This is a genomic window from Streptomyces sp. NPDC030809, assembly GCF_055572195.1.
On record NZ_JBVIDV010000003.1, the window covers coordinates 361454 to 381135 of the forward strand.

Below are 19682 nucleotides of genomic sequence, written 5' to 3' on the forward strand. Positions count from 1 at the left end.
CGCCTTCCGAGGGGGATGTTTCACGTGAAACCGATCGACCCGCGCCTGCTCCGGTACGCCCGCTCCACCCGCGCCTTCCTGGCGGCGGTGGTGGCCCTCGGCCTCGCCGGGGCGGGGCTGGTCGTCGGACAGGCCATGCTCATCGCGGAGATCGTGGTGGGCGCCTTCCAGAAGGGCCTGGACCTCAGCGCGCTCCGGACCCCGCTGCTGCTGCTCGCGGCGGTGGCGCTGGGGCGCGCGCTGGTGTCCTGGCTGACCGAGCTGGCCGCCCACCGGGCCGGCGCCGCGGTGAAGTCGGAGCTGCGCGGCCGGCTCCTGGCCAGGGCCGGGGAGCTGGGCCCGGGGTGGCTGAGCGGTCAGCGGACCGGGTCGCTCGTCGCGGTGGCCACGCGCGGGGTTGACGCCCTCGACGACTACTTCTCCCGCTACCTGCCGCAGCTGGGGCTGGCGGTGGTGGTCCCGGTGGCCGTTCTCGCCCGGGTGGTCACCGAGGACTGGGTCTCCGCGGCCATCATCGTGGTCACCCTCCCGCTGATCCCGCTGTTCATGGTCCTCATCGGCTGGGCCACCCAGAGCCGCATGGACCGCCAGTGGCGGCTGCTGTCCCGGCTCTCCGGGCACTTCCTCGACGTGGTGGCAGGGCTGCCCACCCTCAAGGTCTTCGGCCGGGCCAAGGCCCAGGCGGAGTCCATCCGCGCGATCACCTCGGAGTACCGGCGGGCCACGCTCCGGACCCTGCGCATCGCCTTCCTGTCCTCGTTCGCCCTGGAGCTGCTGGCCACGCTCTCGGTGGCGCTGGTGGCGGTGACCATCGGCATGCGGCTGGTCCACGGGGACCTCGACCTCTACACGGGCCTGGTCATCCTGATCCTGGCCCCCGAGGCGTACCTGCCGCTGCGTCAGGTGGGCGCGCAGTACCACGCCGCCGCGGAGGGGCTGGCGGCGGCGGAGGAGATCTTCGATGTCCTGGAGACCCCGGACACGGCGGCTGCGGGCACCGCGCCCCTGCCGGCGGGTCCGCTGCGGATCACGGCCGAGGAGGTCTGCGTCCGCTACCCCGGCCGGGCGGGAGACGCGCTGGCACCGGTGTCGCTCACGTTGGAACCCGGCGAGTGCGTGGCCCTGACCGGCCCGAGCGGGTCGGGCAAGTCCACCCTGCTCCAGGTGCTCCTGGGCTTCGTACCGCCCACGTCGGGGCGGGTGCTGGTCGGCGGGGCCGATCTGGCCGGGCTGTCTCCGGAGGCCTGGCGCGAGCAGATCGCGTGGGTACCGCAGCGGCCCTACCTGTTCGCCGGCAGCATCGCCGAGAACGTACGCCTGGCCCGGCCGGGCGCACCGGACGCGGAGGTCGCGGCGGCACTGCGGGACGCGGGCGCCGAGGAGTTCGTGGCGGCCCTGCCGGCGGGTGCGGACACCCTGCTCGGCGAGGGCGGTACGGGGCTGTCCGCGGGGCAGCGGCAGCGGCTCGCGCTGGCCCGTGCCTTCCTGGCGGACCGGCCGGTGCTGCTGCTGGACGAGCCGACGGCCGCGCTGGACGGGGAGACCGAGACGGGCATCGTCGAGGCGGTCGGGCGGCTGGCGGTGGGCCGTACGGTGCTGCTGGTCGTGCACCGGCCCGCGCTGCTGGCGGTCGCCGACCGGGTGGTGGCGCTGGAGCCGGGGGCCGGTCCCGGCTCTTTGACGGGTGCGGGAGCGGGCGCCTTGGCGGGGGCCGGGGCCGGTGCCGGTGCCGTGGGTGGTGCCGTGGGTGGTGCCGTCGCGGGCGGGGCCGGGGTTCCGGGCTCCGGCGGCCGGGACCTGGCCGAGCCGGACCGGCGTAGCGGTGCGGACGGTGTGGAGACCGACGCGTCGGCCCGCCCCGCCGCCGGGCCGGAGCCGGATGCCGGGGACCTCCCCGGGGCCGCCGCCGGGCGCCGGTCGGCGCTGGCCCGGGTGCGGGCCGCAGCCGGGGCGCGGCGCGGGCGGTTCGGGCTGGCCCTGCTGCTCGGTGCGCTCGCCGTCGGCAGCAGCGTGGGGCTGATGGCGGTCTCCGGCTGGCTGATCTCCCGGGCCTCCCAGCAGCCTCCGGTGCTCTACCTGATGATGGCGGTCACGGCCACGCGGGCCTTCGGCATGGGCCGGGCGGTGTTCCGCTACGCGGAGCGGCTCGTCTCCCACGACGCCGTGCTGCGGATGCTGGCCGATCTGCGGGTCTCCGTGTACCGGCGGCTGGAGCGCATCGCACCGGCCGGGCTGCGCCACACCCGGCGAGGCGACCTGCTCTCCCGGCTCGTCGCCGACGTGGACGCCCTCCAGGACTACTGGCTGCGGTGGTTGCTTCCGGCCGGGACCGGACTGCTGGTGTCCGCCGGCGCCGTCGGCTTCACCGCCTGGCTGCTGCCCGAGGCGGGCGCGGTGCTGGCGGCCGGGCTGCTGCTGGCCGGGGTCGGGGTGCCCGCCCTGACCGCCGCGGTGGCCCGGCAGGCCGAACGCCGGCTGGCTCCGGCCCGCGGTGAGCTCGCGGGCCGGACGGCCGATCTGCTGGCCGGGACGGCGGAGTTGACCGTGGCCGGCGCCCTGCCGCAGCGGCTGCGCCGGGTTGCGGACGCGGACCGGGCCCTGACGGTGATCGCCCGGCGCGGGGCGGCCGCCGCCGGGCTCGGCAGCGGGCTGTCGGCGCTGGTGTGCGGGCTGACCGTGGTGGCGTCCGCCGTGGCGGGCGTGGCCGCGGTGGCCGGCGGCCGGCTCGGCGGGGTGTCCCTCGCCGTGGTCGTCCTCACCCCGCTGGCCGCCTTCGAGGCGGTGTCGGCCCTGCCCTCGGCCGTCCAGTACCGCCAGCGGGTCCGGCGCAGTGCCGAGCGCGTCCACGAGGTGCTGGACGCGCCGCTGCCCGTCGCCGAACCCCGGAGGCCCGCCCGGCCGCCGGCCGAGCCCTTCCCGCTGCGGCTGACGGGCATCACGGCCCGCCACCCGGGTCAGGAGCGGGCGGCGCTGGCCGGGGTGGACCTCACCCTCGACGCGGGCCGGCGGATCGCCGTGGTCGGCCCCTCGGGGTCCGGCAAGACCACCCTGGCGCAGGTGCTGCTGCGCTTCCTCGACCCCGTGGAAGGCCTGTACCGGCTGGGCGGCGGGGAGCCGGGCGGTCCCGGAGGGGGCGCTGTCGCGGCCGACGCCCTGGCCGGGGACGACGTACGCCGGATGGTCGGGCTGTGCGCCCAGGATGCGCACCTGTTCGACAGCTCGGTGCGGGAGAACCTGCGGCTGGCCCGGCCCGGGGCCACCGAGCCGGAGTTGCGGGCGGCCCTGGCCCGGGCCCGGCTGCTGGAGTGGGCCGACGGGCTGCCGGAGGGGCTGGACACCCTGGTGGGCGAGCACGGGGAGCGGATCTCGGGCGGGCAGCGGCAGCGCCTGGCGCTGGCGCGGGCGCTGCTGGCGGACTTCCCCGTCCTGGTCCTCGACGAGCCGGCCGAGCACCTGGACCTGGCGACGGCGGACGCGCTGACCGCGGATCTGCTGGCCGCCACCGAGGGCCGGGCCACCGTGCTGATCACGCACCGGCTGGCCGGTCTGGAGGCGGTGGACGAGGTGCTCGTCCTGGAGGAGGGCCGGATCGTGCAGCGCGGCCCGTATGCGGAGCTGGCGGCGGCCGAGGGGCCGCTGCGGCGGATGCTGGACCGGGAGCGGGCGGCCGCCGCGCCGGCCGTCGGGGCGGGGGTGTGAGGGCAGGCGCGCGGTCGCGGTCGATGCCGGGCCCGCGGCCGCGCCGGGTGGGGCCGCCCGGCTGCCGCTGCCGCCGCGGACCAGTACCCGACTTTCCCGAGTAAAAGGGACTAACTAGGCTCAAGGGCATGTCGTTGCAGGAGTCGCACGAGTCGCACGGGTCTCCGGACCCGCTGGAAGCCGCCACGCAGGCGACGCGGAGCCTGCAGGGGCTCTCCACCGAGCTGACGGCCCGCGTGCCGCAGCTGCTGGAGGCGATGCGTTCGGTCGGCACCGGCCTGGAGCTGCACTCCACCCTCGACCGGATCTGCGAGACGGCCGCCGAGCTGGCCGACGCCCGGTACGCGGCCATCGGCGTGGTGGACACGGAGGGCCGCGGGCTGTCCGACTTCGTCACGTACGGCATCGGGCGGGCGGAGGCGCAGCTCATCGGGCACCGGCCGGACGGCCACCGGGGGCTGCTCGGCGCGCTGATCCGCGACCCCGAGCCGGTCCGGCTCGCCGACCTGTCGGCCGATCCGCGCTCGGCCGGTTTCCCGCCGCACCACCCGCCGATGAAGACCTTCCTCGGGGTGCCGATCCGGGTCCAGGGCGAGATCTTCGGCAACCTCTACCTGACGGAGAAGCGCGGCGGCGGCGAGTTCAACGACTACGACCTGCACATGGTGCGGGTGCTGGCCACCGAGGCGGGCATCGCCATCGGCAACGCCCGGCTGTACGAGGCCGCGACCCAGCGCGAGCGCTGGATCGACGGGTCGGTGGCCGTGACCACCGCCCTGCTCTCGGGCGGGGACGCCGACGACGCGCTGGCGGTGGTCGCGGAGCAGGCCCGCCACCTGGCGGACTCGGCCGCGGGGATCGTGATGCTCCCGGCCGAGGAGGGCGGGATGGAGATCGTCGCGGTGTCCTCCGAGAATCCGGCCACCTCACTGGGGGTGCTGATCCCGGCGGAGAGCCCGGTCGTGGAGATGCTGATGGCGGGGGAGCCGGTCTTCGTGGACGACGCGGCCGCCGATCCGCGCATGATCAGCAGGCTGACCAGCCAGTACGGGCCGTGCATGATGCTGCCGCTGCAGAGCGGCGGGCGGGTGCTGGGGGCGCTGGTGACCCCCCGGGCGCGCGGCCGGCGGCCGTTCAGCGAGGCCGAGCGGACCCTGGCCACCCAGTTCGCCTCCCAGGCGGCGCTGGCCCTGATGATGGCGGAGGCCCAGCGGGACCGGGAGCGGCTGGCGGTGTTCGAGGACCGGGACCGGATCGCCCGGGACCTGCACGACCTCGTGATCCAGCGGCTCTTCGCCACGGGGATGATGCTGGAGGGCGCCCAGCGCCGGTCCGTCGTGCCCGAGGTGCAGGAGGGCGTGGGCAAGGCCGTGGACGAGCTGGACGTGACCATCCAGGAGATCCGCACGGCGATCTTCGCCCTCCAGCAGGGTCCGGCGGAGGCCCCGTCGGGGCTGCGGACCCGGGTGCTGCGGGAGATCAACATGGCGGCGGTGCCGCTCGGCTTCAAGCCCGCGCACCGGTTCCTGGGGGCCGTGGACTCCGTGGTCGGGGAGCTCGTCGGCAAGAACCTGATCGCGGCCCTGCGGGAGGCGCTGTCCAACGCCTTCCGGCATGCCGGGGCCTCCCGTATCGAGGTGGTGGTGGACGCGACCTCGAAGCTGGCGGACGGGCGGCCCGCGGTCCGGCTGGAGGTCGCGGACGACGGGGTCGGCATCCCGGAGGGCGGCCGGCGCAGCGGGCTGCGCAACCTGCGCCGGCGGGCGGAGTCCCTGGGCGGCGCCAGCTGGTACGGGCCCGGGATCGGGGAGGACGGCGGGGGCACCACCCTGGTGTGGGAGGCCCCGTTGTGAGCGGCCCGGCCGCGGGGCCCCTGCCCCGGTAGGCCACGCTGTGAGCGGCCCTGCCGTGCCCCCGCCCCGGGAGGCCCCCGTCAGGCCCCCGCGCGCTCGGCGAGGATGCGCTCGATGACCACGGCGACGCCGTCCTCGTTGTTGGCGACCGTGCGGCCGGAGGCGGCGGCGATCACGTCGGGGTGGGCGTTGCCCATCGCGTACGAGGTGCCGGCCCAGGTCAGCATCTCCACGTCGTTCGGCATGTCCCCGAAGGCGACGACCTCTGCGGCGGAGATGCCGCGCTCGGCGCAGCACAGGGCCAGGGTGCTCGCCTTGGAGACCCCGGGACCGCTGATCTCCAGCAGGGCGGTCGGGCTGGAGCGGGTGATCGAGGCGTGCGCGCCGGCCGCGGTGCGGGCCAGGGCCAGGAACTCGTCGGGGGACAGCTCGGTGTGGTGGGCGAGCAGCTTGAGCACGGGGGCGGCGGTGTCCGGGACCTCTTCGGCGAGCAGCTTTTCGGCGGTGGCCACGTTGGCGCCGGGGTCCTGGAAGAACGGGGGGTAGGTCGGCTCGTAGTTGATGCCGCTGGTGAGCTCGACGGCGAAGGAGGTGCCGGGGGCGGCGTCCCGCAGGGTGCGGACGACCTCCAGGGCCACGAGGCGCGGCAGGGCGTGGACCTCGATGAACCGGCGGCCGTCGTGGAGGTCGACGACGGCTGCTCCGTTGGCGCAGATCGCCAGGCCGTGTCCCTGGACGTGGTCGCTGACCACGTCCATCCAGCGGGCCGGCCGGCCCGTCACGAAGAAGACCTCGATGCCCGCCTCCTCGGCGGCGGCGAGGGCCGCGACCGTGCGCGCCGACACCGATTTGTCGTCACGGAGCAGGGTGCCGTCGAGATCCGTGGCGATCAGGCGGGGAGAAGGGCGGTGCTGGGGGGCTGCGGTCACACAGCCATCTTCACATCCGGGGCTGCCGGAACCGGACCGAGAGCGCAGATCAGGGCAGCTCGGAGCCGGTTCCGGCGGAAAGCGCCTGGTCACTGGCCGAGCTGTGCCAGGCCCTCGGTCGCGATCTGCTCGAACACCTGCTGGTCGGCGGCGAAGTCGGAGCCCGGGATCGGCCAGTGGAGCACCAGCTCGGTGAAGCCCAGTTCGGCGTGGCGGCCGACGAAGTCGACGAAGGCGCCGAGCGACTCCAGCGGTCGGGCGCGGTCGGGGGTGAAGCCGGTGAGCAGGATCTTGTCCAGCTCGGCCACGTCCCGGCCGGCCTCCGCGCAGGCCTTCTCCAGCTTCTCCACCTGGCCGCGGAGCGCCGCCACGGACTGCTCCGGCGTGCCCTCCTCGTACAGCTTCGGGTCTCCGGTGGTCACCCAGGCCTGGCCGTGCCGGGCGGCGAGCCTGAGGCCGCGCGGGCCGGTGGCGGCGACGGCGAAGGGCAGCCGGGGGCGCTGCACGCAGCCGGGCACGTTCCGGGCCTCCTCGGCCGTGTAGAAGGTGCCGTGCTGGGTGACGGCGCCTTCGGTGAGGAGGCGGTCGAGCAGCGGGACGAACTCGGCGAAGCGATCGGCGCGCTCCCGCGGGGTCCAGGCCTCCTGGCCCAGGGCGGTGGCGTCGAACCCGTTGCCGCCGGCCCCGATGCCCAGGGTGATCCGGCCGCCCGAGATGTCGTCGAGGGTGATCAGTTCCTTGGCGAGGGTCACGGGGTGCCGGAAGTTCGGCGAGGTGACGAGCGTGCCCAGGCGCATGGTGCTGGTGGCGGTCGCGGCTGCGGTGAGGGTCGGCAGCGCCCCGAACCAGGGGCCCTCGCGGAACGAGCGCCACGACAGGTGGTCGTAGGTGTACGCGGCGTGGAAGCCGAGGTCTTCGGCGCGCCGCCAGATCTTCTGTCCCTCGCTCCACCGGTGGATGGGGAGGATCACGGTGCTCACGTGCATGCGCTCGACAGTACGGGAGCCGGGGCCCGAGGGGCAGGCGGGACGGGGATGGCACCCGGCTGCTCGGCCTGTCGTTCCGGCGGGCTGGGGGCTGGGGGCTGGGGGCTGGGGGCTGGGGGCTGGGGCGCTGAGGGTCCGGCGCCTCCGCGTCAGGGGAGGCGCAGGTACTCGGGCGGTACGGCGTCCACCAGCCAGACCCCGTTCGCGCTGATGCGGAACACGTGGCCGGCGCGGTGCATGGCCCCGGCGTCGACGGTGAGGACGACGGGGCGGCCGCGCCGGGCGCCGACCCGGGTGGCGGTCTCGCGGTCGGGGGACAGGTGGACGTGGTGGCGCTGCATGGGGCGCAGGCCCTCGGTGCGGATCGCGTCGAGGGCGCGGGGCACGGTGCCGTGGTAGAGGTGGGCGGGCGGTTCGGCCTCGGGCAGGTCGAGGTCGACGGTGACGGTGTGGCCTTGGCTGGCCCGGATCCTGGTGCCTTCGACGGCGAAGCGCTTCTTGTCGTTGGTGTCGACGACGTGGTCGAGTTCGGCGCGGGTGAACGGGAAGCCGTGGGCGGCTGCGGCCGCGATCAGCGCGTCGATCTCCACCCAGCCCTGGGGATCGAGCGCCAGTCCGATGCGTTCCGGCTGGTGGCGCAGGTGCTTCGAGACATATTTCGACACCTTCACGGTGCGTCTTTCGTCCATGGGGCCAGCGTGCCCGGCTGGTGGGTCCGCACACCACGCCTTTTCGGTGGTTCGGGGCGGGCCAGCCCCCCTATCTCACTTCCAAGATACGGAATATATTTTCCGCTGACGGTTTCGCCGTCCCCACGCCACCTGCACCGAAAGCCTCGAAGGGGGACACCCATGCCTGCACGTGCCTCGCTGAAGCGCCGGGCCGCCGCCGAGTTCACCGGCACCGCGGCCCTGCTCCTGATCGTGGTCGGATCCGGGATCCAGGCCGCCGCGCTTACTCAGGACCCGGGGGTGGCCCTGCTCGCCAACTCCGCCGCCTCCGCCATCGGCCTCGCGCTGATCATCACCCTGTTCGGGCCGCTGTCCGGCGCCCACCTCAACCCCGTGGTCACCCTCACCGCCTGGTGGCCCCGCCGCTCCCCCGCCGGACGCCTCACCGGCCGCGAAGCCCTCGCGTACACCGCCGCCCAGACGGCCGGTGCCATCGCCGGAGCCCTCCTGGCCGAGGCGATGTTCGACCGCAGCCCCGGCACCCTCGCCACCCAGGTCCGCGACGGCGGCCACCTGCTGATCGGCGAGGTCGTCGCCACCGCCGGGCTGGTCCTCGTCATCGAGGGACTCGGCCGGATCGGCCGCCCCCGGCTCGTCCCCGCGGCCGTCGCCGCCTACATCGCCGCCGCCATCTGGTTCACCTCGTCCGGCTCGTTCGCGAACCCGGCGGGCACCGTGGGCCGGGCCTTCAGCGACTCCTTCACCGGCATCGCCCCCGCCTCCCTCCCCGGCTTCGTCCTGGCCCAGGCGGCCGGCGGGGTGCTCGGCCTGGCGCTGTCCGTCGTCCTGTACGGGCGGCAGCGCGCGGCGGCCGTCGAGGTGACGGCGCTCAACACCGCCTACAAGGCGGTCAGCTGACGGTCCGCAGCGGCGAGCGTCAGGCCTGCCGCCGGCTGGCCAGGTCGTTCATCGTGCGGGCCTGGAGCTCCCGCTCCGTCGCGGCCCGCACGAACGCGGCCACGTGGTCCGGACCGACCAGCTCCTGCACTGCCCGGACCGTCTCCGCGGGCAGGGCCACCGGGGCCGGGCCCGCGGGCACGGACGCCCGGCCCGAGGTGCCGAGGTGCTGCTGGAGGTGACGGGTGGCGAACAGCCGCATGGCCCGGGCCAGCTCGGCGTCCACCGTCTGCTGGGCCAGCGGCCGCAGCCGGCGCACCATCGCCGCCGCCTCGGTGGCCGCCGCTTCGGTCAGCGGGGGCTCCTCCTCGCAGCCTTCCGCGGCAGAGCCGCCCAGGTAGCGGGCGAAGACGTGCTCGGTGGTGAACTCCAGGAACCGGGAGGCGATGTTCTCGACCTGCCCGCGCAGCTCCCGCAGATGGCCCGTGATCGCATCCAGCGGGACCCCCGCCGCATGCAGCTCCGCGGCCACGGCGAGCTCCTGCGGGCTCGGGACGAGGAACTCGTCCACCCGCCCCGGGATCCGCTCCAGCACCCCGAGCTCCACCGCCTCGTCGACGGCCCGGTCGTCGGGCCGCCCCCCGAAGCGCGCGTCCAGCTCGTCCCGGCTGATCCGGGCCGCCTCCTCGTCGGTCCACGGCCCGTGCACCTCCGCGACCAGCCCCAGCACCCCGCCCAGCCCGCGCCCCGCGTCCCACGCCTCCAGCAGCTCCTTGATGGAGGCCAGGGTGTAGCCGCGGTCCAGCAGGTCCGCGATCTGCCGCAGCCGTGCCAGGTGGGTGTCGCCGTACACGTTGGAGCGGCCCCGGCGCTCGGGCCGGGGCAGCAGACCACGGTCCTGGTACGCCCGGATCGTCCGCACCGTCGCACCGCTGTGATGCGCCAGATCCTCGATCCGGTACTCGGTCACCGCCTGATCGGACACACCCACTCCCTACCCCACGGGCCTGCCCAGCGAGCCCTCCTGCGAGGGATGGTACGACCGCGGGCAGGAGCGGGATACGGCCGTGCCGCCCCCGCCCGCCCGCAAGGCCGAGCCGTCCGCCGCACGGGCGGGCCCGTCCGCCGCCGGGGCGCTCACAACCTGGGCTCCATACGGGCGAAGGCGCGCAGCGCGCGCGGGGTGAACCGCGACATCCACCGGGTGGCGTGGGCTTCCGGGGTCACCGGCACCACCGCCGTGTTGTGCACGACGGCCTGCAGTACGGCCTCGGCGACCTTCTCCGGCGGGAAGTTGCGCATCCCGTAGAGCCGGGAGGAACGCTGCTGCTTGCGCCGCTCCTCGGCCGCGTCGCTGCCCGCGAACCGGGTGGTGGCGGTGATGTTGGTGTTCACGATGCCCGGGCAGATGGCGGAGACCCCGATGGACTTGCCGGCCAGCTCGGCGCGCAGGCACTCGCTGAGCATCAGCACGGCCGCCTTGGAGGTGCTGTACGCGGGCAGGGACCGCGAGGGCAGCCAGGCGGCGGCCGAGGCGGTGTTCACGATGTGGCCGCCCTGGCCGCGCTCGGCCATCTGGCGGCCGAAGGTCCGGCAGCCGTGGATGACCCCCCACAGATTGACGTCGAGGACTCGCTTCCAGTCCTCGGCGCTGGTGTCGAAGAAGGACCCGGAGAGCCCGATCCCGGCATTGTTGACCAGGACGTCCACGATCCCGTACTCGGCGGCCACCTTGGCGGCCAGCTTCTCCATCGCCTGCTCGTCGGAGACGTCCGCGACCTCGCCCCAGGCCTCCGGGGCTCCCAGCAGGCGGGCCATCTCCGCCGTCCTGGCGGCCCCTTCCGCATCGCGGTCGACGGCGACCACCCGGGCGCCCGCCTCCGCGAAGGCGAAGGCGGTGGCCCGCCCGATGCCGCTCGCGGCGCCGGTGACCAGCACCAGCCGGCCGCCGAACCGGTCCGCGTACCGCCCGCCGTCCGTCCCGGGGCGCGAGGTGCGGCCCGCCGGGGCGAGGACCCCGGCCGCCGTGCCCGAGCCGCGGTCCTCGTGGGCGTCGACGAACTCGCCGATCCACGCGGCCACCTGGTCGGGCCGGGTCCGCGGTATCCAGTGCCGGGCGTCCAGGGTGCGCCGCCGCAGTTGCGGGGCCCACGCTTCGAGGTCGTCGTAGAGCCGCTCCGACAGGAAGGCGTCCCCGGTCGGGGTGATCAGCTGGACCGGGGCGTGCGCGTACGCGTCGGGGCGCGGCCGGCGCAGCCGCGAGCGGACGTTGTCGCGGTACAGCCAGGCGCCGCGGGCCGCGTCCGTGGGGAGGGAAGCCGTCGGGTAGCCGTCGGCGGGCAGCTTCTCCACCCGCTGGAGCATGCGGGGCCAGCGCCGGCCGAGGGGGCCGCGCCAGGCCAGCTCCGGCAGGACCGGCGTGTGCAGCATGTAGACGTACCAGGACTTGGCCCCCTGGTTGAGCAGCTGGGCGGCCCGGCGCGGGGTGGGCCGGGTCATCCGCTTCCTGATCCAGTGCCCGAAGTGGTCGAGGGAGGGTCCGGACATGGAGGTGAAGGAGGCGATCCGGCCTTCGGTGCGCCGGACGGTCGCGAACTCCCAGCCCTGGACCGAGCCCCAGTCGTGGCCCACCAGGTGCACCGGCCGGTCCGGGCTGACGGCGTCGGCCACGGCCAGGAAGTCGTCGGTCAGCTTCTCCAGGGTGAACCCGCCGCGCAGCGGCTGCGGCGCGGTGGACGCGCCGTGTCCGCGGACGTCGTACAGCACGACGTGGAAGCGGTCGGCGAGCTGTTCGGCGACGCCCGACCACACTTCCTTGCTGTCGGGGTAGCCGTGCACCAGCAGCACGGTGGGCCGGGAGGGGTCGCCGAGCTCGGCGACGCACAGCTCCACCCCGCCGGTGGCGACCGTGCGCGTCCGCGCGTCCTTCAGGGCCATCGCCTTCACGCCGCCTTCTCCTCTGCCCAGCGCCGCACGTGCGGCAGGTCGTCGTCCAGCCAGAATGCGCTCTCCTCGGGGTCGCGGGAATCGGTGACCACGAGGAGTTCCTCGAACTTGGCGCCGGTGCCCCGGAACCCGAGGTGCGGTTCGACCGCCCACAGGCCGGGCTGCGGCGGATGGTCGGAGAACGTGTACGGGCTCCACAGCGGGGACCAGCCCTCGCGGTGCCCGTGCAGTGCGTCGCTCGCCAGCCCCTTCAGGGACTGGGTGCCGAACCCGAACACGGTGGGCGACCAGCGGCGCTCGGGGACCCGGCCCACCTTGTGCGCGATCACGCCGAAGGGGTACGCGCGGTGCCGGTTGGCGTAGCCCTGGCGGACCATGAGCCGCTCCACGTCCTCGTAGATCTCGCGCAGCGGCCGGCGCTCCCGGACCTCGTCGAGGATCAGCGCCCGGTGCTCCCGCAGGTCGTCCATGAGCCGGTCCTGCACGGGATTGAGGCCCAGGCTGCCGGAGTACCCGATGTCCGCCGCGTAGCCGCGGTGGATGGGGGCCATGTCGAGGATGAAGGGCATCCCCGGCTCCAGCCGCCGGTTGGTGGGGAAGAACTGGAGCGGTATCCGGAAGTTCACGAAGGCCGTGCGGTCGCCGAACCAGGCGAACGGCAGGTGGAACCAGTCGCGCACCCCCCTCTCGGCGAGCCAGTCGCGCTGCATCCGCGCGGCCTCGCGCTCGGTGACGCCCGGCTTGAGGCGCGCGGCGACCGCCTCCGCGCACGCGTACGCGAGCCGCTGCACTTCCCTGAATCCCTGCAGGTCCGGGGAGATCCGCCCCCGCACCGCCGACGTCCTACCGGCCATGCCAACCGTCCGTCCGTGTCGCCGTACGCACCCGTAACTTGACACTGATGAATGTGACAATGCCTGGAGATCACGTCAAGGCCCCTGCACGTACCTGTGGACAACTCGTCGTGGCACTCCGTCTTCCGTACGGCCCCCCTACGGGCACGTACGCCTGAAGGCTGACACGTTCCGGACTCCAGGTCTGACGCCCGCCGCGGAGCGCGCCACTACCTTCGAAACGTGACTGTCATCGCGACCGAAAGCCTGAGCAAGCGGTACACCAAGGTGACCGCCCTCGACCGGCTCTCCCTCGACATCGGGCCCGGTGTGACCGGGCTGGTGGGCGCCAACGGAGCCGGCAAGTCCACGCTGATCAAGATCCTGCTGGGACTGTCCCCCGCCACCGAGGGCCGTGCCACCGTGCTCGGACTGGACGTCGCCACACACGGCAGCGCCATCCGCGAACGGGTCGGCTACATGCCCGAACACGACTGCCTGCCGCCCGACGTCTCGGCCACCGAGTTCGTCGTGCACATGGCGCGGATGTCGGGGCTCCCCCCGACCGCCGCCCGTGAGCGCACCGCGGACACCCTGCGCCACGTCGGCCTCTACGAGGAGCGGTACCGCCCCATCGGCGGCTACTCGACCGGCATGAAGCAGCGGGTGAAGCTGGCCCAGGCACTCGTCCACGACCCGCAGCTCGTGCTGCTCGACGAGCCGACCAACGGCCTCGACCCGGTCGGCCGCGACGAGATGCTCGGCCTCATCCGCCGCGTGTACACCGACTTCGGCATCTCGGTGCTGGTCACCTCGCACCTGCTCGGAGAGCTGGAGCGCACCTGCGACCACGTCGTGGTCGTCGACGGCGGCAAGCTGCTGCGCTCCAGCTCCACCAGCGACTTCACCCAGACCACCGCCACCCTGGCGGTCGAGGTCACCGACTCCGACGCCCACCCGGACGGCACCCGTGCCCTGCGCGAGGCCCTCCTCGCGGCCGGGGTCACCCTGCACGCCGGCGAGGAGCAGGGTCTGCCCGGCGCCGGGCACATCCTCCTCGTCGAGGCCACCGGCGAGCAGACGTACGACACCGTCCGCGACACCGTCGCCGGCCTCGGCCTCGGCCTGGTCCGCATGGAACAGCGCCGCCACCACATCGCCGAGGTCTTCCGCGACGACGCGCAGCAGGCGCACCCGGACCACGAGGCGGCCCGCCGCGCCGCCGCCTGGGCCGCCCACTCGGCGGCCTCCGCACACGCAGCAGGGAAGGGAGCGGGCACCGATGGCTGAGACCTCCACCCGGATCCACAACATCGGCTACCGGTCGTACGACGGCAGCCGCCTCGGACGCGCCTACGCCCGCCGCTCCCTGTACTCGCAGTCCCTGCGCGGGGCCTACGGGCTCGGCCGGTCGGCCAAGTCCAAGGTCCTGCCCATGCTGCTGTTCGCGGTCATGTGCCTGCCGGCGGCGATCATCGTCGCGGTCGCCATCGCGGTGCCCGGCTCGAAGGACCTGCCGCTCAAGTACACGTCGTACGCCCTCTACCTCCAGATGGTGATCGCCCTGTACCTGGCCTCGCAGGCCCCCCAGTCGGTCTCCCGCGACCTGCGCTTCAAGACCGTGCCGCTGTACTTCTCGCGGCCCATCGAGCGCGTGGACTACGTCGTCGCCAAGTACGCGGCGATGGTCTCCGCCCTCTTCGTCCTCACCGCGGCGCCCCTGCTCGTCATGTACATCGGCGCCCTGCTGGCCAAATTCGACTTCGCGGACCAGACCAAGGGGTTCGCCCAGGGACTGGTCTCGGTGCTCCTCCTCTCGCTCCTCTTCGGCGGGATCGGCCTGGTCATGGCCGCCCTCACGCCGCGGCGCGGCTTCGGTGTCGCGGCCGTCATCGCCCTGCTCGTGATCCCGTACGGCGCCGTCACGGCCGTGCAGGGGGTCGCGTACTCCACCGGCAACACGGGTGCCATCGAGTGGATGGGGCTGTTCTCCCCCATCACCCTCATCGACGGGGTGCAGACCGCCTTCCTCGGTGCCACCTCCGCCTTCCCCGGCGGCGACGGCCCCTCGGCCGGCACCGGCGCCGTCTACCTGCTGGTCGTCTTCGCCCTCATCGCCGGCTCGTACGCCGCCCTGATGAGCCGTTACCGGAAGGCCGGACTGTGAGCATCATCGACATCGACCACACCTCCCGCTGGTTCGGGAACGTCGTCGCCGTCAACGACGTGACGATGCAGATCGGACCCGGGGTGACGGGCCTGCTCGGCCCGAACGGCGCCGGCAAGTCCACCCTGATCAACATGATGGGCGGCTTCCTCGCCCCCTCGACCGGGACCGTCACCCTCGACGGCGCCCCGATCTGGCGCAACGAGCAGGTGTACACGCACATCGGCGTCGTGCCCGAGCGGGAGTCCATGTACGACTTCCTCACCGGCCGGGAGTTCGTCGTCGCCAACGCCGAGCTGCACGGGCTCGACGAGCGGGCCGCCCGCCGGGCGCTGGCCACCGTCGAGATGGAGTACGCACAGGACCGGAAGATCTCCACCTACTCCAAGGGCATGCGCCAGCGCGTGAAGATGGCCTCCGCCCTGGTGCACGACCCCTCCGTGCTCCTGCTCGACGAACCGTTCAACGGCATGGACCCCCGCCAGCGCATGCAGCTGATGGACCTCCTGCGGCGGATGGGCGACGAGGGCCGCACCGTGCTCTTCTCCTCGCACATCCTGGAGGAGGTCGAGCAGCTCGCCTCCCACATCGAGGTGATCGTCGCCGGGCGGCACGCGGCCTCCGGCGACTACCGCAAGATCCGGCGGCTGATGACCGACCGCCCGCACCGCTACCTGGTCCGCTCCTCCGACGACCGCGCCCTGGCCGCCGCCCTGATCGCGGACCCGTCCACCGCCGGCATCGAGGTGGACCGCGCCGAGGGCGCCCTGCGCATCCAGGCCGTCGACTTCGGACGGTTCACCGAGCTGCTGCCCCAGGTGGCCCGGGAGCACGGCATCCGGCTGCTGACGGTCTCGCCCTCCGACGAGTCCCTCGAGTCGGTCTTCTCCTACCTCGTCGCGGCCTGAGGAGCTGGCACCGATGTACAACCCCACCGTCGCCCGGCTCACCTACCGGGCCCTGCTCGGCCGCCGCCGGGCCCTCATCCTCTTCGCGCTCCCGGCCCTGCTCGTGCTCATCGCCGTGGCCGTCCGCGCCCTCACCGGAGTCGACGACAGCGTCGCGGCCGACCTGCTCGGCGGCTTCGGACTCGCCACGATGGTGCCCCTCATCGGCGTCATCGCAGGCACCGGTGCGATCGGCCCGGAGATCGACGACGGCTCGATCGTCTACCTGCTCTCCAAGCCGGTGAAGCGGCCCACGATCATCATGACCAAGCTGATCGTCGCGATCGCCGTGACGATGGTCTTCTCCGCCGTCCCGATGCTGATCGCCGGCTTCATCCTCAACGGCAACGGGCAGCAGATCGCCATTGCCTACACGGTCGCGGCCCTCGTCGCCTCCATCGCCTACAGCGCGCTGTTCCTGCTGCTGGGCACCGTCAGCCGGCACGCCGTGGTCTTCGGCCTGGTCTACGCCCTGGTCTGGGAATCCCTGTTCGGCAGCCTTGTCGAAGGGGCCAAGACGCTCAGCGTGCAGCAGTGGGCCCTGGCCCTGGCCGAGAAGATCAGCGGAGAGGGCGCGGTCAGCTCCGCGGTCTCCCTGCCCACCGGAGGGATCCTGCTGGCCGTGGTCACCGTCGCGGCCACCGCGTACGCGGGCCAGAAGCTGCGGCGCCTGACGCTGGCCGGCGAGGAGTAGCCCGCCCGGCAGGCCCGCGCGCCGCCCCGTCCCCCTGCCCCGCCCGGTGCGCACACCGGGCGGGGCACAGCTTTGCAGGTCATGATCGGTGCATGGATCTGCACCCCGAGCCTGAGCCTTCCCGGCCCTTGAGGTCATGGGTGCGCTCCTCGCCCGGCACGCACGTGTGGATGCTGATCATCGCCGTCACCAGCATCATCGTGGCCCTCTCCCCCGACCACCTCGACCACGTGCTGCTGCACCGCAACAGCAGCAACATCCACGAACTGGTCACGCACCCCGTACGAGCGTTGCTGGCCAGCGCGTTCTGGATCGAGAACCCGGCCTCGCTCCTGCTGTACGTGGTCCTGTTCGAGCTGTTCCACGCCCCGGTCGAGCGCTGGCTCGGCACCCTGCGATGGCTGACGATCGTGGCCACGGCCCATGTCGTGGCCACCCTGGTCAGCCAGAACGTGGTGCTCATGGCCATCCGGGACCACCGCGCCCCGCGGAGCATGGCGCACGTGGTGGACATCGGGGTGAGCTACGGGCTGGCCGCCGCCGTGGGGGTGCTCACGTACCGGCTGCCCGGGCCCTGGCGCTGGCTCTATCTCGCGGGCGCCGTCGCGTTCTTCGGGGTGCCCCTGCTGACCGGCGGCACGTTCACCGACCTGGGTCATGCGATCGCGCTGGCCATCGGACTGCTGGCCTGGCCGCTCACCCGGCACCCGCAGCCGGTTCCACCTGACCACGACCGCGCCGTGGTTTCACGTGAAACATGACCGCGCCGTGGTTTCACGTGGAACGTGAGCCGGGCTGCGGGCCGGTCGCGGGCTGACGGTGCGGCAGGGAAATTCGCTGGTGGGCCGGATGCGACCCGGGCAGAGTGGATCGTGCGGGGAGCGACAGGAGTCCGGGGCCGCCGCTTCGAGCGTGCCGTACGGCACGGGCGGCTCCGGACCTCCCGCACACGGTCAGGCCGCGCCGAGGAGCCGTTCGAGGACCACGGCGATGCCGTCCTCCTCGTTCGACGCGGTGACCTCGTCGGCCACGGCCTTCAGCTCGCGGTGCGCATTGGCCATCGCCACCCCGTGCGCGGCCCACGCGAACATGGGGATGTCGTTCGGCATGTCGCCGAAGGCGATCGTCTCCGCCGCCTTCACCTTCAGACGGCGCGCGGCCAGCGAGAGGCCGGTGGCCTTCGACAGCCCGAGCGGCAGGATCTCCACCACGCCCGGACCGGCCATCACCACGTCCACGAGGCTGCCCACGGCCTGCCGGGCCGCACCCGACAGGGCGTCGTCGTCCAGCTCCGGATGCTGGATGTAAAGCTTGTTGAGCGGGGCCGACCACATCTCCGCCGTGTCCTTGAGGAACACGTGCGGCAGCGGCCCTTCCTGCACCCGGTAGCCGGGCCCGACCAGGACCTGGCCGTCCAGCCCGTCCCGGCTCGCGGCCAGCGCCAGCGGCCCGACCTCGGTCTCGATCTTGGCCAGCGCCAGCCCGGCCAGCTGCCGGTCCAGCGTCACGGAGGTGAGCAGCCGGTGCGCCCCCGCGTCGTAGAGCTGGGCGCCCTGCCCGCACACCGCGAGGCCCCGGTAGCCCAGGTCGTCGAGGATGTGGCGGGTCCAGGGCACGGACCGGCCGGTCACGATGATGTGCGCGGCGCCCGCCGCGGTGGCCGCGACGAGCGCCTCACGGGTGCGTTCCGAGACCGTGTCGTCGCCACGCAGCAGCGTGCCGTCGAGGTCCGTGGCGACGAGGCGGTACGGGAAGCTCACTGGGAGATCGGCTCCAGCAGCTCCCGGCCGCCCAGGTAGGGGCGGAGCACCTCGGGCACGCGGACCGAGCCGTCCGCCTGCTGGTGGTTCTCCAGGATCGCGACGATGGTGCGCGGAACGGCGCAGAGGGTGCCGTTGAGCGTGGCCAGCGGCTGGACGGTGCTCTTGCCGTTGGCGTTCTCGCGCATGCGCACGGACAGCCGGCGGGCCTGGAAGGAGTCGCAGTTCGAGGCGGACGTCAGCTCGCGGTACTTGCCCTGGGTGGGGATCCACGCCTCGCAGTCGAACTTGCGGGAGGCGGACGCACCGAGGTCCCCGGTGGCGACGTCGATCACCTGGAACGGGAGCTCCAGGGAGTTCAGCCACTGCTTCTCCCAGGCGAGCAGGCGCTGGTGCTCGGCCTCGGCGTCCTCGGGGGCCACGTACGAGAACATCTCCACCTTGTCGAACTGGTGGACGCGGAAGATGCCGCGGGTGTCCTTGCCGTACGTGCCGGCCTCGCGGCGGAAGCACGGGGAGAAGCCGGCGTACCGCAGGGGCAGCTTGTCGGCCTCGATGATCTCGTCCATGTGGTACGCGGCGAGCGGGACCTCGGAGGTGCCGACCAGGTAGTAGTCGTCCTTCTCCAGGTGGTACACGTTCTCCGCGGCCTGGCCGAGGAAGCCCGTGCCCTCCATGGCGCGAGGACGGACCAGCGCCGGGGTCAGCATCGGGATGAAGCCGGCCTCGGTGGCCTGGGCGATCGCCGCGTTGACGAGGGCGAGCTCCAGGAGCGCGCCGACGCCGGTGAGGTAGTAGAAGCGCGAGCCGGAGACCTTGGCCCCGCGCTCGACGTCGATCGCGCCGAGCGCCTCGCCGAGCTCCAGGTGGTCCTTGGGCTCGAAGCCCTCGGCCGCGAAATCGCGGATGGTGCCGTGGGTCTCCAGGACGGTGAAGTCCTCTTCGCCGCCGACCGGCACCTCGGGGTGGACCAGGTTGCCGAGCTTCAGGAGCAGGGACTTGGCGGCCTCGTCCGCCTCGTTCTGCTCGGCCTCGGCGGCCTTCACGTCCGTCTTCAGCTGCTCGGCCCGCTTCAGCAGCTCTGCCCGCTCCTCCGGGGAGGCCTTCGGGATGAGCTTGCCGAGCGACTTCTGCTCGTTGCGCAGTTCGTCGAAGCGCACGCCGGAAGACCTGCGGCGCTCGTCGGCGGAGAGCAGCGCGTCGACGAGCTCGACGTCCTCTCCACGAGCACGCTGGGAGGCGCGGACACGGTCGGGGTCTTCACGGAGCAGCCGGAGGTCAATCACCCCTCCAGGCTACC

The 19682-nt window shown here is 73.5% G+C and carries 16 protein-coding genes; 8 read left to right on the plus strand and 8 right to left on the minus strand.

Going from position 1 to position 19682, the window contains the following annotated elements; all coding sequences use genetic code 11:
• The first annotated feature begins 15 nt into the window (after positions 1–15).
• Positions 16–3699, plus strand: a complete 3684-nt coding sequence (gene cydD, locus ACZ407_RS06355; protein ID WP_468125951.1) for a thiol reductant ABC exporter subunit CydD — start codon at positions 16–18, stop codon at positions 3697–3699.
• Positions 3700–3827: 128 nt separating this feature from the next.
• Positions 3828–5552 (plus strand): sensor histidine kinase, encoded by a 1725-nt coding sequence (locus ACZ407_RS06360; RefSeq protein WP_468125953.1) that lies wholly within the window; start codon positions 3828–3830, stop codon positions 5550–5552.
• A gap of 80 nt (positions 5553–5632) precedes the next feature.
• Here the strand turns inward: ACZ407_RS06360 and ACZ407_RS06365 are convergent, their stop codons facing one another.
• The 3 genes from ACZ407_RS06365 to ACZ407_RS06375 all read right to left on the minus strand — a co-directional run bounded on the left by ACZ407_RS06365 (position 5633) and on the right by ACZ407_RS06375 (position 8156).
• On the minus strand, positions 5633–6481 hold the full coding sequence (locus ACZ407_RS06365) for a Cof-type HAD-IIB family hydrolase (RefSeq protein WP_468125955.1): 849 nt from the start codon (positions 6479–6481) through the stop codon (positions 5633–5635).
• A gap of 89 nt (positions 6482–6570) precedes the next feature.
• Complete coding sequence (locus ACZ407_RS06370; protein ID WP_468125957.1) at positions 6571–7467, minus strand: LLM class flavin-dependent oxidoreductase; 897 nt, start codon at positions 7465–7467, stop codon at positions 6571–6573.
• A gap of 149 nt (positions 7468–7616) precedes the next feature.
• A complete protein-coding gene (locus tag ACZ407_RS06375; RefSeq protein WP_468125958.1) occupies positions 7617–8156 on the minus strand; it encodes an RNA 2'-phosphotransferase in 540 nt (179 codons plus the stop codon).
• Between the two features lie 162 nt (positions 8157–8318).
• Between ACZ407_RS06375 and ACZ407_RS06380 the strand changes: the two genes are divergently transcribed.
• Complete coding sequence (locus tag ACZ407_RS06380; RefSeq protein ID WP_468125959.1) at positions 8319–9056, plus strand: aquaporin; 738 nt, start codon at positions 8319–8321, stop codon at positions 9054–9056.
• A gap of 19 nt (positions 9057–9075) precedes the next feature.
• On the opposite strand, the gene ACZ407_RS06385 is transcribed toward ACZ407_RS06380, so the two are convergent.
• From ACZ407_RS06385 to ACZ407_RS06395, 3 genes are all read right to left on the minus strand, one after another.
• Positions 9076–10020, minus strand: coding sequence for a MerR family transcriptional regulator (locus tag ACZ407_RS06385; protein WP_468125961.1), 945 nt, complete (start codon positions 10018–10020; stop codon positions 9076–9078).
• Positions 10021–10172: 152 nt separating this feature from the next.
• The gene (locus tag ACZ407_RS06390) at positions 10173–11972 is read right to left on the minus strand and encodes an SDR family oxidoreductase (protein ID WP_468126068.1); all 1800 of its coding nucleotides are present in this window, start codon (positions 11970–11972) and stop codon (positions 10173–10175) included.
• Between the two features lie 5 nt (positions 11973–11977).
• On the minus strand, positions 11978–12835 hold the full coding sequence (locus ACZ407_RS06395; protein WP_468125962.1) for a M24 family metallopeptidase: 858 nt from the start codon (positions 12833–12835) through the stop codon (positions 11978–11980).
• A gap of 222 nt (positions 12836–13057) precedes the next feature.
• On the opposite strand from ACZ407_RS06395, the gene ACZ407_RS06400 reads away from it, so the two are divergent.
• The 5 genes from ACZ407_RS06400 to ACZ407_RS06420 all read left to right on the plus strand — a co-directional run bounded on the left by ACZ407_RS06400 (position 13058) and on the right by ACZ407_RS06420 (position 17383).
• Positions 13058–14104, plus strand: a complete 1047-nt coding sequence (locus tag ACZ407_RS06400) for an ABC transporter ATP-binding protein (protein WP_468125964.1) — start codon at positions 13058–13060, stop codon at positions 14102–14104.
• Positions 14097–14981 (plus strand): ABC transporter permease, encoded by an 885-nt coding sequence (locus tag ACZ407_RS06405; protein WP_468125965.1) that lies wholly within the window; start codon positions 14097–14099, stop codon positions 14979–14981. The genes ACZ407_RS06400 and ACZ407_RS06405 overlap by 8 nt, the downstream gene beginning before the upstream one ends.
• The gene (locus ACZ407_RS06410) at positions 14978–15889 is read left to right on the plus strand and encodes an ABC transporter ATP-binding protein (protein WP_468125967.1); all 912 of its coding nucleotides are present in this window, start codon (positions 14978–14980) and stop codon (positions 15887–15889) included. Before ACZ407_RS06405 ends, ACZ407_RS06410 begins: the two co-directional genes overlap by 4 nt.
• Before the next feature lie 13 nt (positions 15890–15902).
• Positions 15903–16622 (plus strand): ABC transporter permease, encoded by a 720-nt coding sequence (locus ACZ407_RS06415; protein ID WP_468125968.1) that lies wholly within the window; start codon positions 15903–15905, stop codon positions 16620–16622.
• Positions 16623–16714: 92 nt separating this feature from the next.
• Entirely contained in the window at positions 16715–17383 is a 669-nt protein-coding gene (locus ACZ407_RS06420) for a rhomboid-like protein (protein WP_468125970.1), read from the plus strand.
• Positions 17384–17575: 192 nt separating this feature from the next.
• Here the strand turns inward: ACZ407_RS06420 and ACZ407_RS06425 are convergent, their stop codons facing one another.
• Together ACZ407_RS06425 and serS are read right to left on the minus strand one after the other, a co-directional pair.
• A complete protein-coding gene (locus tag ACZ407_RS06425; protein ID WP_468125971.1) occupies positions 17576–18382 on the minus strand; it encodes an HAD family hydrolase in 807 nt (268 codons plus the stop codon).
• A complete protein-coding gene (gene serS / locus ACZ407_RS06430) occupies positions 18379–19668 on the minus strand; it encodes a serine--tRNA ligase (RefSeq protein ID WP_468125973.1) in 1290 nt (429 codons plus the stop codon). The genes ACZ407_RS06425 and serS overlap by 4 nt, the downstream gene beginning before the upstream one ends.
• Between the last annotated feature and the right edge of the window lie 14 nt (positions 19669–19682).

Bases quoted from the DNA above. Each gene is read 5' to 3' on its own strand.
- cydD (WP_468125951.1), top strand. From the start codon at position 16: ATGTTTCACGTGAAACCGATCGACCCGCGCCTGCTCCGGTACGCCCGC.
- ACZ407_RS06360 (WP_468125953.1), top strand. From the start codon at position 3,828: ATGTCGTTGCAGGAGTCGCACGAGTCGCACGGGTCTCCGGACCCGCTG.
- ACZ407_RS06405 (WP_468125965.1), top strand. From the start codon at position 14,097: ATGGCTGAGACCTCCACCCGGATCCACAACATCGGCTACCGGTCGTAC.
- ACZ407_RS06390 (WP_468126068.1), bottom strand. From the start codon at position 11,972: ATGGCCCTGAAGGACGCGCGGACGCGCACGGTCGCCACCGGCGGGGTG.
- ACZ407_RS06395 (WP_468125962.1), bottom strand. From the start codon at position 12,835: ATGGCCGGTAGGACGTCGGCGGTGCGGGGGCGGATCTCCCCGGACCTG.
- ACZ407_RS06420 (WP_468125970.1), top strand. From the start codon at position 16,715: ATGGATCTGCACCCCGAGCCTGAGCCTTCCCGGCCCTTGAGGTCATGG.
- ACZ407_RS06370 (WP_468125957.1), bottom strand. From the start codon at position 7,467: ATGCACGTGAGCACCGTGATCCTCCCCATCCACCGGTGGAGCGAGGGA.
- ACZ407_RS06375 (WP_468125958.1), bottom strand. From the start codon at position 8,156: ATGGACGAAAGACGCACCGTGAAGGTGTCGAAATATGTCTCGAAGCAC.
- ACZ407_RS06415 (WP_468125968.1), top strand. From the start codon at position 15,903: ATGTACAACCCCACCGTCGCCCGGCTCACCTACCGGGCCCTGCTCGGC.
- ACZ407_RS06380 (WP_468125959.1), top strand. From the start codon at position 8,319: ATGCCTGCACGTGCCTCGCTGAAGCGCCGGGCCGCCGCCGAGTTCACC.